Source organism: Tessaracoccus caeni, assembly GCF_029211185.1.
GTDB classification, from domain to species: Bacteria; Actinomycetota; Actinomycetes; order Propionibacteriales; family Propionibacteriaceae; genus Arachnia; species Arachnia caeni.
In genome coordinates this window covers 190,947-203,041 of the sequence record NZ_JARGDO010000001.1, presented here as the reverse complement: position 1 = coordinate 203,041, position 12,095 = coordinate 190,947, and the positions used below count along the sequence as shown (strand labels likewise).

General features: G+C 68.6%; 11 protein-coding genes and 1 riboswitch. Of the genes, 7 read left to right on the top strand and 4 right to left on the bottom strand.

Annotation, left to right across the window (positions count from 1 at the left end):
* The first annotated feature begins 38 nt into the window (after positions 1 to 38).
* Positions 39 to 177: riboswitch (FMN riboswitch) on the top strand.
* Between the two features lie 96 nt (positions 178 to 273).
* The 3 genes from P0D62_RS00895 (at position 274) to dps (ending at position 2,737) form a co-directional block, all read left to right on the top strand.
* Positions 274 to 1,107, top strand: coding sequence for an ABC transporter permease (locus P0D62_RS00895; RefSeq protein WP_275700729.1), 834 nt, complete (start codon positions 274 to 276; stop codon positions 1,105 to 1,107).
* Positions 1,104 to 2,126 carry an ABC transporter substrate-binding protein gene (locus P0D62_RS00890; protein ID WP_275700728.1) on the top strand — a complete coding sequence of 341 codons (1,023 nt, stop codon included), beginning with the start codon at positions 1,104 to 1,106 and terminating at the stop codon, positions 2,124 to 2,126. Before P0D62_RS00895 ends, P0D62_RS00890 begins: the two co-directional genes overlap by 4 nt.
* Before the next feature lie 104 nt (positions 2,127 to 2,230).
* Positions 2,231 to 2,737 (top strand): DNA starvation/stationary phase protection protein Dps, encoded by a 507-nt coding sequence (dps, locus tag P0D62_RS00885; protein ID WP_275700727.1) that lies wholly within the window; start codon positions 2,231 to 2,233, stop codon positions 2,735 to 2,737.
* Between the two features lie 77 nt (positions 2,738 to 2,814).
* Here the strand turns inward: dps and P0D62_RS00880 are convergent, their stop codons facing one another.
* Positions 2,815 to 3,330: an META domain-containing protein gene (locus tag P0D62_RS00880; protein WP_275700726.1), complete on the bottom strand. Its 516-nt coding sequence runs from the start codon at positions 3,328 to 3,330 to the stop codon at positions 2,815 to 2,817.
* 48 nt (positions 3,331 to 3,378) lie between these two features.
* Entirely contained in the window at positions 3,379 to 4,389 is a 1,011-nt protein-coding gene (locus P0D62_RS00875) for an MDR family oxidoreductase (RefSeq protein ID WP_275700725.1), read from the bottom strand.
* A gap of 137 nt (positions 4,390 to 4,526) precedes the next feature.
* Between P0D62_RS00875 and P0D62_RS00870 the strand changes: the two genes are divergently transcribed.
* Genes P0D62_RS00870 through P0D62_RS00855 form a run of 4 tightly spaced genes read left to right on the top strand, consistent with a single transcriptional unit; the run spans position 4,527 to position 9,518 of the window.
* The gene (locus P0D62_RS00870) at positions 4,527 to 6,032 is read left to right on the top strand and encodes a S8 family peptidase (RefSeq protein WP_275700724.1); all 1,506 of its coding nucleotides are present in this window, start codon (positions 4,527 to 4,529) and stop codon (positions 6,030 to 6,032) included.
* The gene (locus P0D62_RS00865) at positions 6,029 to 6,592 is read left to right on the top strand and encodes an RNA polymerase sigma factor (RefSeq protein WP_275700723.1); all 564 of its coding nucleotides are present in this window, start codon (positions 6,029 to 6,031) and stop codon (positions 6,590 to 6,592) included. The genes P0D62_RS00870 and P0D62_RS00865 overlap by 4 nt, the downstream gene beginning before the upstream one ends.
* Entirely contained in the window at positions 6,589 to 7,047 is a 459-nt protein-coding gene (locus P0D62_RS00860; protein ID WP_275700722.1) for a hypothetical protein, read from the top strand. Before P0D62_RS00865 ends, P0D62_RS00860 begins: the two co-directional genes overlap by 4 nt.
* Positions 7,044 to 9,518 carry a CHAT domain-containing protein gene (locus P0D62_RS00855; RefSeq protein ID WP_275700721.1) on the top strand — a complete coding sequence of 825 codons (2,475 nt, stop codon included), beginning with the start codon at positions 7,044 to 7,046 and terminating at the stop codon, positions 9,516 to 9,518. Before P0D62_RS00860 ends, P0D62_RS00855 begins: the two co-directional genes overlap by 4 nt.
* Positions 9,519 to 9,540: 22 nt before the next feature.
* On the opposite strand, the gene P0D62_RS00850 is transcribed toward P0D62_RS00855, so the two are convergent.
* Positions 9,541 to 10,473, bottom strand: coding sequence for a calcium/sodium antiporter (locus P0D62_RS00850; RefSeq protein WP_275700720.1), 933 nt, complete (start codon positions 10,471 to 10,473; stop codon positions 9,541 to 9,543).
* Positions 10,474 to 10,579: 106 nt separating this feature from the next.
* The gene (gene glnA, locus P0D62_RS00845; RefSeq protein WP_275700719.1) at positions 10,580 to 12,001 is read right to left on the bottom strand and encodes a type I glutamate--ammonia ligase; all 1,422 of its coding nucleotides are present in this window, start codon (positions 11,999 to 12,001) and stop codon (positions 10,580 to 10,582) included.
* Positions 12,002 to 12,095 lie beyond the last annotated feature (94 nt).

Below are 12,095 nucleotides of genomic sequence, written 5' to 3'. Positions count from 1 at the left end.
GCGTCGTGTCAGTTGGCGGCGCTGCTAAGGTGATCACATACGTGTTCCGGGGTCGGTGAAAGTCCGAACCGGCGGTGATAGCCCGCGACCCTCGAGGCCAGAGCAAGCTCAGGCCGACAGGTTGACTCGGTGGAATTCCGAGGCCGACAGTCAGAGTCTGGATGGGAGGAACGTGTTCGCTCGGGTGTACCCGCGCGGATAGGCACGTGGGTGTCGTCCGTCGCTGAACGCTCGTTGTGGTCGCTCCCCGGAACCTGAGCAGGACGGGGTGAGATGGCCAACATCACACGATCGCTGGCCCGGGCAGGGCTGTGGTCGGCCTACCCTGCGCGCACCCGCCCGTTGTCGGTGGTGGGCAGGATCGCGCCGGCGGTGGTGGCGTTCGTGGCTCTGCTGGCGCTGTGGTGGTGGACGACGGCGACCGGCCGGATCGATCCCTTCCTCCTGCCCAACCCCCTCGACGTGATCCTGCGGATGGGCGACCAGCTGGCTGATGGCGTCGCGTGGCGGTATCTGTCCCCGACTCTGGTGGCGGCCCTGCTGGGGTCGGGCATCGCGGTGGTGATCGCCATTCCGCTGGCCTTCGTCGTGGCGCATTCGCGCGTGCTGGGGGCGGTGCTGGAACCCTTCATCGCGGTGTCTCAGACCGTCCCGCTGGTGGCGATCGCGCCGCTGCTGGTGCTCTGGATCGGATATGGCACGCTTCCCATCGCGGTGCTGTGCGCCATCGTCGCCTTCTTCCCGATGGTTACCACCGCCTTGGTGGGACTTCGTTCCCTCGACATGCGCGTCGTCGAGTCGGCTCTGCTCGACGGGGCCGGCGCGTGGCAGCGCGTCTGGTATCTGGAAGCTCCCATGGCGGCGCCCGCCCTGTTGGCCGGCATCCGCGGGGGAGTGGTGCTGTCCATGACCGGCGCGGTGGTCGGCGAGTTCGTGATGGGCGGCTCCGGGCTAGGCACCCTGCTCACCCTGTCACGCGACGCCACCGACACGACGGGCATGTTCGCCGTCGTCGCCTGGATCAGCGCCTCGGCGCTCGCGCTCTACGGACTCATCTACGCGGCCGAACGAGCCGCGGTCGCCTCACTGCAAGGAGAAGACACATGACCATCTCACGACGAGGCCTGCTCGGCGGTGCCCTGGCCGGGGTGGGTGCGGGAGTGCTCAGCGCATGCGCGCCCACCCCGTCGAGCACCCCGACGCCCGGTGCCAGCCTCAGCTCCAGTGCTGCTGCCCGGACCTCCTTGACCATCGGGATGACCTACATTCCCAATATCCAGTTCAGCCCGCTCTACGTGGCCCGGGATCAGGGCATCTTCGCCGACCACGGCCTCGACGTCACGTTGCGTCATCACGGCCAGCAGGAGGATGCCTTCGGAGCCGTCACGGCCGGGCAAGAGGACGTCGTCCTTGCGTCCTCCGACGAGGCCGTCGTCGCTGCCGCCAATGGCTCCTCGCTCGCCACCTTCGCCACCTGCTACCAGCGTTTTCCCGCCGAGGTGATGACGACGCTGCCGCTGCCCGAGCAGCCGCTGGACGTGTTGAAGGGCATCAAGCTGGGCATTCCCGGGCACTTCGGGTCGAACTACTACGCGGCGCTCTGTGCGCTGCATCTCTCCGGTCTCACGGAGCAGGAGGTGACCCTGACCGATGTCGGCTACACGCAGGTGACCGCGCTCACCACCGGCAACGTCGAGGCGATCGTCGGGTACCGCAACAACGAGTTGGTTCAGTTCCAGGCTCAGGGCATCGAGGTGTCGACGGTGCCCGTCTCCGATCCGGCGGCCCCCTCGCTGGTGGGCCCGGGCCTGGTCACCGTGCGCGACCGTCTCTCCGTTGACGTGCTGCGTGCCGTGCGTGACGCGGTGCTGGCCGCGGAGATCGCCATCGCGGAGAACCCGGCCCTGGCGATGGAGGCCACCGAGAAGGAGGTGCCGACGCTCAGCGAGCCCGAGCAGCGCGCTGCGGCTGAGGCGGTTCTCGCGGAGACCATCGAGCTGTGGAAGGGCGATCAGGACACGCCTCACGCCGAGATCGACGAGGCCGCCTTCGAGCGGATGGGCCAGCTGCTCACCGACGTCGGCATCATCGACGCGCCCCCGTCCAACACCCTGCTTTCCCTCTGACCTTTCCCTCTGAGCAAAACCCCTTTCCGCTCGCGGATCGTGGCATAGGGTGGAAGAGGTAAGCGACCGTGCTGTGGCGCGGTCCGAGACGTGAGGAGAAGACGATGGCGAAGAAGAGCACCTACACCGTTCCCGGTCTGAGCGAGGAGGCGGGCCAGAAGGCCGTCGAGATCCTCCAGGGGCGGCTCAACGAGTACAACGACCTCCAGCTGACCCTCAAGCACGTGCACTGGAACGTGGTCGGGCCCAACTTCATCAGCGTGCACGAGATGATCGACCCTCAGGTGGACCTGGTCCGGCTCTACGCGGACGCCGCGGCCGAGCGGATCGCGGCGCTGGGCGGCTCGCCGAGGGGCACCGTCGGTGGCATCGCGGAAGATCGGGCGCTGCCCGAGTACCCGCTGGGCCGCAACACCGCGCTGGAACACCTGAAGGCCTTGGACGGCATCTACGACGTGGTGATCACCGACAATCGCGAGGCGATCACCGCGCTCGAGGAACTCGACGTGGTGACCCAGGACATGGTGATCGGTCAGACCGCGGAGCTGGAGAAGTTCCAGTGGTTCGTGCGTGCGCATCTGGAGAACGCCGGCGGTCAGCTGCCGCAGTGATCCTGTAGATGTGATCGTGTAGACGAGACGACGACGGGGAGGCGCCAACCAGGTGCCTCCCCGTCGTCGTTCGGTGTCTACGCGCCAGCCTTGGCCTCGAAGAGCAAGGCGCCCTCGGCCGTGGCGAGGGTGAGTTTGGCGCCGTCGATCGTGTAGGACGATGCGGTCTCCAGAGCGCCCATGAACTCGCCCTCCTGGAGCATCTCCTCCTCCGACTCGCACGCCATCTCGGTGGCGACGAGCGGCCCGACCTCCACCTGGTCGCCGGTGATGCTGACCTCGCCCGCGATCGAGTTGCAGGCCCTGGCCGTGAGGGATCCGCTCTCGATCACGAGAGTGACCTCCTTCATCCCGACCACGGGCTTGATGGCGTCGCCCTGCGCGATTCCGGTCAGCACCCACGTGGTGGACTCGAGCGTCGCACCCGCCGGCGCGGGTTCGGAGGGCTGCGTGGGCTCCGTCGTCTGAGTGGCGCTCTGAGTCGGCGCCGGTGAGGACGGGGAATCCGTCGAGGTGGGGGCTGCGCCGGGGTTCGGCGCGCAGGTTCCCAACAACAGCAAGGAGGTCACCGCGAGGGTTCCGATCAAACGCATGTCGTGCTCTTTCCGTCGGCGATCGTCTGTTGCCAGTCTATGAGGCGCTTACGCGCCGTCCCCGCGCACCGCGACCAGGGTGCGTCCATGAGCGCGGCCGGCCAGCCGCGCGGCGGCCGCCGAGATCGCGTCTGCGAAGGCGACGGTGGTGGTGAGGGCCTCCAGCTTCGCCACATCGACGGTGTCCGCCAGCAGGCGCCAGGCCTTCTCTCGGCTCTCCAGCGGAGCCCAGACCGAGTCGACGCCCGCCAGGGTGACGCCGCGCAGGATGAAGGGCATGACGGTGGCGGGCAGGTCGGCCGAGCCGGCGAGGCCGCACGCCGCCACCACGCCGCCGGGCTTGGTCTGGGCGATGGCGTTGGCGAGCACCGTTCCGCCGACGCTGTCGACGACGCCCGCCCAGGTGGCCTTCTGGAGCGGTCGACCTGGTTCCGTCAACGCATCGTGAGCGACGAGCTGCGAGGCACCGAGGCCGGTGAGCAACGGACCGTGCTCCTCGATCCGCCCGGTGGAGGCGTGCACCTCGAAGCCGAGGGTGGCGAGAATCATGGTGGCGACGGTGCCCACGCCACCGCTGGCGCCGGTGACCAGCACCGGGCCGTCGGCGGGGGTGATGCCCGCGTCGGTGAGCTTCCGCACGCAGAGGGCTGCGGTGTACCCGGCGGTGCCGATGGCCGCAGCCTGAGCCAGCGAGAACGGGGTGGGGGAGACGGCGAGGGCGCCGTCGATCTTGGCGAGCGTGGTGAGCCCGCCGTGCCGGGTCTCCGACAGGCCCGCGCCGGTCAGCACGAGGGGATCTCCGGGCTGCCACCGAGGACTCGTCGACTCGCGGACGATGCCGGCCAGATCGATGCCGCCGATCAGCGGGGTGGTGCGAACCACCCCCGGACGCCCGGTGAGGGCGAGACCATCCTTGTAGTTGAGGCTGGAGTAGTGCACCTCGACGGTGACGTCGCCGTCGCCGAGAAAATCCTCGTCCACCTGCTCCACGGCGGCCGACCGGACGGGCCGCCCCTTCGCATCTTGTCCCGTCTCCCGAATCACGATCGCCTCAATCACCGTTCCATCCTATGACGGCGACGATCGGGCCCCTCGGCGACCCCGCCTAGCGACTACTGTCCGAGAAAGAGCGCTCGGTCGGTATCAGAGGGGGGTCCAGCGACTCTTAGTGGAGGAACGACCAGGGAGGATCCACCATGACCGAACACCCCGCACCCGTCAACCCCACGCCTTGGATTCCGCCGGAGATCGCCGCGGCATGGGATGTTGCCGTCACGCAGGGCGACAATCCTGTCGCCTACCTTGCGCGCTCGCTGCTGATCACCGGCACACGCGAGGAGGTGCAGGAGAGGGCCGCGCGCATCCAGGAGCTGGCGAAAACGCTCAATATCGAGATCGTGGTCAAGGAGATCGGCCTGTCGGCGTCGCGGGAGGTCGCCGACATAAGGAAGCAGTGGCCGGAACTGGAGCGGGCGCCCTGGCAGCTCGAACTGCACGGAGACGGCACCTCCGACGCGCACGACCTGCTCACGCTGCTGCGTAACGTGGGCGAGGACAAAGGGGTTTCGCTCGATCACCTCATGACCTGCGCGCCCTACTACGCCGGCATGCCCTACTACGCGGGGATGCCGTACTACGCCGGCATGCCCTACTACGCGGGAATGCCGCAGGCCACCCTCAGCTATGCGATGCCTGGCTCCGGGGGACGATCGCCGGTGGCGGTGGTGCTGCCGGATCCCCGGAAGGAGCCCGAGAAGGGGCTGCGGCGGCCGGTGGTCGTCGTGCCCGACACCGGTCTGGAGAAGCACGACTGGTTCCCGGAGCCACGGCCTGGAGCGACGGAGAGGACCGACACGGCAGAGGTCTACGTCGACGGGCATCTGCTCGGGATGAACGGCACCGTGCCGGGGTCGCAGGTCCCGCCGGTCTGGCGCAACCCCCTCGATGGCTCGGTTCGGCCCTTTGCCGGCCACGGCACGTTCATCGCGGGGATCATTCGGCAGATCTGCCCGGAGGCCATCGTGTGGGGAATCCCGGTGATGCAGGACAACGGGATGGTCCCGGAGACCTGCCTCCTGGCGACGCTCGATGCGCTGAGAGTGCGTCAGGCCAAGGCTTTGGCCGACGGCAGCCCGGACGACGTGTTCGACGTGCTCAGCCTGTCGCTCGGCTACTACCACGAGAAGCCGGAGGACCTTCAGGCCGACGCGGCGCTGTGGGAGGTGCTCGAACACCTCGGTCGCCTCGGCGTGCTGGTGGTGGTGTCGGCTGGCAACAACTCCACGACGGCCCGCACCTATCCGGCGGCCTTCGCCGAGATCCAGCGGGAGTCGTCGCGCCTCCCGCTGGCGTCGGTCGGGGCGCTCAACCCCAATGGCACCGTCGCGTACTTCAGCAACGGCGGCGACTGGGTCAGCTGCTATCGCAGCGGTGCCGCGCTGGTCAGCACGATGCCGATGGTGCCCCTCAATCATGGTCAGCCACAGGTGGCGTTGGAACATGAGGGCCGGCCCCGGGCGACGATCGACCCGGACGACTTCACCGGTGGGTTCGCGGTATGGAGCGGGACGTCTTTCGCGGGGCCGGTGCTGGCCGGGGAGTTGGCCTCCCAGCTGCTGAAGCCGGTCGGCACCGACCTCGACGCCCTGCTGGAGCGAGGCTGGGCAGCGGTGGGGGAGAAGCTGCGGTGGGCACGGCCATGAACGCCACGAGCTTGGTGGAGGAGGCGGCCCAGCGGTTCGTCGAGTATCGGCGGACGTCGCGCATCGACGCCCTCGTTCGGCTGCTCAATCCCACCCTGTGGCACCTCGCCCGGTCGTGCGGACTGAGTCGCTCCGATGCCGAGGACGCGGTGCAGACGGCCTGGCTCCGCCTCGTCGACAACGCTGACAGCGTTCGAGAACCCAGAACCGTGTTGGCCTGGCTGGGGACGACGGTGCGCCGAGAGGCGTGGCGTCTCTCCAAACAACAGGCGCGCTCGCTTCCCGTGGACGAGTTGCCGGAACCCCCGGAAGCCGCGCCCGATCCTGCCACGGTGGCGTCCTTGTCGGAGACCAAACAAGCGCTGCTGCGACACTTCTTGGAGTTGTCTCCGCGGTGCCAGTCCATCTTGCGGGTGGTCAGCCGCGGCGGGCGCCCCGACTACGCCGCCCTCTCGGAGGCGCTCGGCATTCCCGTCGGCTCGATCGGCCCCACCAGGGGCCGCTGTCTGGCGAAGCTGCGTTCCTCCCTCATCGACGATCCCACCTGGAGCCGAGCATGACGAACGATGAACCACTGGATGCCTTCGACCTGGAGCTGTTGGAGTCCATCGCAGAACTGCTCGACGAGATCGACCCGCTGCCCGCGGGGTTGGACGAGGACGTGCTGGTCAGGCTCGCCGTCGCGGGCTTGGACGCCGAGCTGGCGACGCTGCAGCAAGAGTCCGAGGTGTTGCTGCGGGGTTCCACTCCCGTCGAGTCGATCACGTTCAGCAGCTCCACCCTTCAGCTGATGATCCAGGTCTCGCCCCAGGAAGACGGCCTTCGCATCGACGGGTGGGTCACCGGCGGCGGCATCTCGGTGGAACTGCACGCCGGCGGTACGTCCTATCCCGTCGTGTCCGACGCGCATGGCCGGCTGGTGTGGCTCGGCGTGCCGAGCGGTCCCCTGCGGTTCGTGCTTCTTCCCGCCGATCCAGATGCCAAGCCCGTGGTCACGCCGGTGATCGAGTTGTGAACGACGTGCTCGGGCAGGCACGGCGCACCTATCAGGAGGCGCGCGTGGCCATCGCGCAGTACCGGCTGGCTGAGGCCCGCGGGCTGCTTGAGGCCGCGCGTGCTCTGCTCGACGAGGTGGCCGTGGAGGAGGCCTTCGAGCTGCGGATTCGCATCATGGTGAGTGAAGCCTGGCTGCTCTGCGACGCGGTCGGGCTGCCCGCCGCGCTCGTCCAGTTGGACGACGCGATCGCTCAAGCGTCGACGAGAGGCCGCGACGATCTCTGCGCGGTGGCGCACACGCAGGCCGGGGTGCTGCGCGCCCGAGCAGGGGAGAGCGTGCCAGCGCTACGCGAGCTGGCTGCCGCCGTCGAGCTGGGCACGGGGTTGCCTCTCGACGATCGGGTGCGCGTGTTGCTGAACAAAGGCACCATCGCGTCGCAGGCCGGTTTGCTCGACGAGGCCGCAGCCGATCTCAGGGCAGCCGCGGACCTCGCTTCGCAGTTGCCCGACTACGCGTTCATGGCGCTGCACAACCTCGGCTACGTCGAGTACCTCCGCGGTGATCTCCCCACCGCGCTGACGATCATGGGCGAAGCCGACCTGATGGACTCCGGGGTGGATCGGGCCGTTGCCGGGCTGGACCGAGCGAGGGTGGTGATGGAGGCCGGGCTGATCGACGATGCCGCCGAGCTCCTCGACGTTGTCGTGCAGCAATTGGAGGAAGGCGGACTCGCGGCCGAGGCCGCCGACGCCAGGCTCGACCTGGCGCGCTGCGCCCTGCTCCGAGGTGACCACGCCTTGGCCAGCGCGCTTGCCATCAGCGTCGCCGAGGCGGCCCGCGAGCGCGGAGAGGCCGACAAGGCGATGGCGGCGGATGTCGTGTGGCTGGAAGCGGCGGTGCTGGGTCCGCGCGTTCCTGCAGACGCGCCCGGCGTCGCCCGAGCCCTTGCCGCCCGCGCCACGGCGGCAGGGCGTCGATGGACGGCAGCTCGGGCCGCCGCGCTCGGTGGCATCGCGTCGGCGGTGCTGGGCGATGGCGGCTCGGTGGAGGCCGGATCCTGGCGCCTTCTCAAGACCTCGCCATACCTGGCCATCCGGATACTCGGGCTGCTCGCGGATCTCGCCACCACCGAGAGCCGTGCGACGCGAGCGCGCCTGGCGCGACAGGCGGCCGCGGACCTGGCCGGAGCCCAGAGCGGGGTGGCGAGCCTCGACCTGCGCACGGCGGCGGCGGTGCACGTCGTGCCGATCATCGAGGCCGACCTGAGAAGGGTAGTGGAACAGGGTCGTGCATGGCAGGCGCTGCTCGCGACCGAACGCTGGCGGTGGGCGGAGCACGCGCTGCCATCGGTCGGGCGACCTGCCGATCCGGGGGTGGCGGAGCTGTGGTCGCAGTTGCGGCAGCTGCACGACGAGTATCGCACCGCCCCGGCGGGACGCGAGAGCGAGCTCAGGCGCTCGGCCCGCCTGGTCGAGGAGCAGCTTCGCGCACAAGGATGGCGGCTGCCAGGCAGCGGTGTGCGGGTGCGCCCGCAACGGCTGCGTCGCGCGGAACTGGAGTCGTGCTCGGCCCTCAGCTACTTCTGGGTGGATGACCGCTTGCACGTGGTGACCCTCGCGCCCGGGCGCTCCGCCCGGTTGGTGCGCATGGCACATCGAGACGAAATGAAGGAGTTGCTGGCCCGCGGGATAGCCGATGCCCAGGCGCTATCTCGGCTGCCGCACGGGCCGCTCGCCGCCAGCGTCGTGTCCTCATGGACGGAGTCGTGGGCCCAGCTGGATGCGGTGCTGCTGCCAGAGGATCTGCCTCCCGGTGATCTGGTGATCGTTCCGAGCGGTGCGCTGGCGCGATTGCCGTGGGCGATGCTGCCCCGGCTGCGGGGGCGCGCCGTCAGGGTGGCCCGTTCATTGTCGGCCTCGGTACGGGGTGAGACGGTGCTTCGCGAGCCGCCGAGGATCGCGGTCGCGTCCGGTCCGGGGCTGCCGATGGCGGGCCCGGAGTGCGCCGCCGTCGTGGCGCGGTGGCGGGTCGCCGAGCTGATCAAGGGCGAGACCGAGCCGGTCAAACAGGCGCTGGCAAGCCACGACGTGGTTCATCTCGTCGCGCATGGGCGGCACCGGGCGGATAGCCCGTTGTTCTCGTCGTTGCGGCTTCACGACGGGGAGCTCTTCGCTCACGAGCTGGAGTCGGTGCCGGTCAGGGCATCGCTGGTGGTGCTGTCGGCGTGCGGTGTGGGCCGCGCTCGGGTGCGTCCCGGCGAGGAGGCGCTCGGGCTCACGGCCAGTCTGTTGGCGCTCGGCGTTCGGGCGGTGGTCGCGCCGCTGACCGACGTGCCGGACGAAGCGTCGTTCCGGGCGATGGCGGAGTTCCATGTTCGCTTGGCTGCTGGAGAAGACGGCCCGGCCGCGCTTGCTGCGGCCACCGCCGGCGACCCGGCGACCCACAGCTTCACCTGGTTCGGGTCGTCATGGCGGGCCAGTCCCGCGTGAGCAGGTGCTGTGGGGAATTGTTCTACGTGCGCAACAGCAGCAGGGCGCTGAGGTAGACGGCATATCCCAGCACGAAGGCGATCCCCTCGCCGCGGGAGACGCGTCGTCCCGAGAGGAACACCGGGATGCAGACCAGCGACACGCCCACCATCACCGGCAGGTCGATGCGGATCAGTTCACCGGTCACTTCGAGCGGTGCAACGAGAGAGGTCGCGCCCAGAATGAAGGCCAGGTTGTAGACGCTGGACCCCAGCAGGTTGCCGATCGCCACGTCGCGTTCGCCTCGGAGGGTGCTGATCAGGGTGGTGACGAGTTCCGGCATGGAGGTGCCGATGGCCACGATCGTCAGTCCGATGATCGCTTCCGAGACGCCCAGGGCGCGGGCCGCGTCGACGGCGCCGTCCACCAGCCAGTCGGCGCCGAGGATGACCACCACCATGCCGCCGATCAGCATGAGCGCGTCAACGAACGGGTTGCCCACGGGAGGCAGCTCGTCCTCGTCGGGAGGTGGTTCGCGTCGGCCGAGCCTGACCACCTGGATGGAGAACACCACGGCCAGCGTGAGCAGGACGGTGCCGTCGAGCCGCGACAGCTCGCCGTCGAGTGCAAGCACCGCCAGGAGGACGGCGGCCACCGTCATCATCGGCAGCTCGAACCGGATGGTGTTGCGCTTGATGGCGATCGGCGCGATGGCGGCGCTGAGGCCCAGGATCAGCAACAGGTTGACCACGTTGGTGCCCGCGATGTTTCCGACCGCCAGCGGTCCGGCGCCCATGCGCGCCGCGTCCACCCCGACGGCCAGCTCCGGAAGGCTGGTGCCGATCGACACGATGGTGAGGCCGACGACGATCGGAGGAATGCCGAGTCTGAGGGCGAGCGCTGCCGCGCCACGAACAAGGAGTTCGGCACCGACGACCAGCGCTACCAGGCCGCCTACGATCAGCGCAGCGGTCATGACAGCATTTTAGGGGCTGGCTCCGGAGGCCGTCCGGTTCCAGTGAGAACAGAGCGGTGGCCCCAACCCAGGAGGGTCGGGGCCACCGTTTCGGCCGCGTCAGCGATCAGATCGCGTAGTACAGCTCGAACTCGTAGGGGTGCGGGCGCATCGAGATGGCCTGGATCTCGGCGCGCTTGAGGTCGATCCACGTCTCGATCAGGTCGGGGGTGAACACGTCACCGGCGAGCAGGAACTCGTGGTCTTCCTCGAGGGCGTCGAGGACCGCGCCGAGCGAACCGGGAACGGTCGGCACGCTCGCGTGCTCCTCCGGGGGCAGCTCGTAGAGATCCTTGTCGACCGGGGCGAGCGGCTCGATGCGGTTCTGGATGCCGTCGATGCCGGCCAGCAGCATGGCGGCGAAGGCCAGGTACGGGTTGCCCGACGGGTCGGGGCAGCGGAACTCGATGCGCTTGGCCTTCGGGTTGGAACCGGTGATCGGGATGCGGATGCATGCCGAGCGGTTGCGCTGCGAGTAGACCAGGTTGACCGGGGCCTCGAAGCCGGGCACCAGGCGGTGGTACGAGTTCACCGACGGGTTGGTGAAGGCCAGCAGGGCGGGGGCGTGCTTGAGCAGGCCGCCGATGTAGTAGCGGGCCATGTCGGACAGGCCGGCGTAGCCGTTCTCGTCGTAGAACAGCGGCACGCCCTCGTTCCAGATCGACTGATGGCAGTGCATGCCGGAGCCGTTGTCGCCGAAGATCGGCTTGGGCATGAAGGTCGCCGTCTTGCCGGCCTCCCATGCGGTGTTCTTGACGAGGTACTTGAACTTCATCACGTCGTCGGCGGCCTTGAGCAGCGTGTCGAAGCGCCAGTTGATCTCGGCCTGGCCCGCGGTGCCCACCTCGTGGTGCGCGCGCTCGACTTCGAGGCCGGCGTTCTCCATGTGGCGCACGATGTCGTCGCGCAGATCGCCGAAGTGGTCGACAGGGGCGACGGGGAAGTAACCGCCCTTGTACTTCACCTTGTAGCCGCGGTTGCCGCCGTCCTCGACGCGGCCCGTGTTCCAGGCGCCGGCCTCGGAGTCGATGTGGTAATACGACGCGTTCGAGCTGGTGTCGAAGCGGATGTCGTCGAACACGTAGAACTCGGCCTCGGGGGCGAAGTAGGCGGTGTCGCCGATGCCGGTGGAGGCGAGGTAGGCCTGGGCCTTCTTGGCGATGTTGCGCGGATCGCGGGAGTAGGCCTCCTTGGTCAGCGGATCGTGCACGAAGAAGTTCACGTTCAGGGTCTTCGACTTGCGGAACGGATCCAGGTACGCGGTGGTCGGGTCGGGCAGCAGGCTCATGTCCGACTCGTGGATCTTCTGGAAGCCGGTGATCGACGAGCCGTCGAAGTTCAGGCCCTCCTCGAACACCTCGGGCCCGAAGGCCGATGCAGGAACGGTGAAGTGCTGCATCACACCGGGCAGATCGCAGAAGCGCACGTCGACGGTCTCGACGCCCTCCTCCTTGATGTAGGCCAGCAGATCGTCTGCGCCCTTGAACATAGTCGGTTTCCTCCCGTTAACGGACTTGATGAGTGTGACGCTACAGCCCCGTAGTTGCTGAGTCGTTGCATGATCATTTCAGCCACGTAACGCA

Bases quoted from the DNA above. Each gene is read 5' to 3' on its own strand.
- P0D62_RS00895 (WP_275700729.1), top strand. From the start codon at position 274: ATGGCCAACATCACACGATCGCTGGCCCGGGCAGGGCTGTGGTCGGCC.
- P0D62_RS00890 (WP_275700728.1), top strand. From the start codon at position 1,104: ATGACCATCTCACGACGAGGCCTGCTCGGCGGTGCCCTGGCCGGGGTG.
- dps (WP_275700727.1), top strand. From the start codon at position 2,231: ATGGCGAAGAAGAGCACCTACACCGTTCCCGGTCTGAGCGAGGAGGCG.
- P0D62_RS00880 (WP_275700726.1), bottom strand. From the start codon at position 3,330: ATGCGTTTGATCGGAACCCTCGCGGTGACCTCCTTGCTGTTGTTGGGA.
- P0D62_RS00870 (WP_275700724.1), top strand. From the start codon at position 4,527: ATGACCGAACACCCCGCACCCGTCAACCCCACGCCTTGGATTCCGCCG.
- P0D62_RS00865 (WP_275700723.1), top strand. From the start codon at position 6,029: ATGAACGCCACGAGCTTGGTGGAGGAGGCGGCCCAGCGGTTCGTCGAG.
- P0D62_RS00860 (WP_275700722.1), top strand. From the start codon at position 6,589: ATGACGAACGATGAACCACTGGATGCCTTCGACCTGGAGCTGTTGGAG.
- P0D62_RS00850 (WP_275700720.1), bottom strand. From the start codon at position 10,473: ATGACCGCTGCGCTGATCGTAGGCGGCCTGGTAGCGCTGGTCGTCGGT.
- glnA (WP_275700719.1), bottom strand. From the start codon at position 12,001: ATGTTCAAGGGCGCAGACGATCTGCTGGCCTACATCAAGGAGGAGGGC.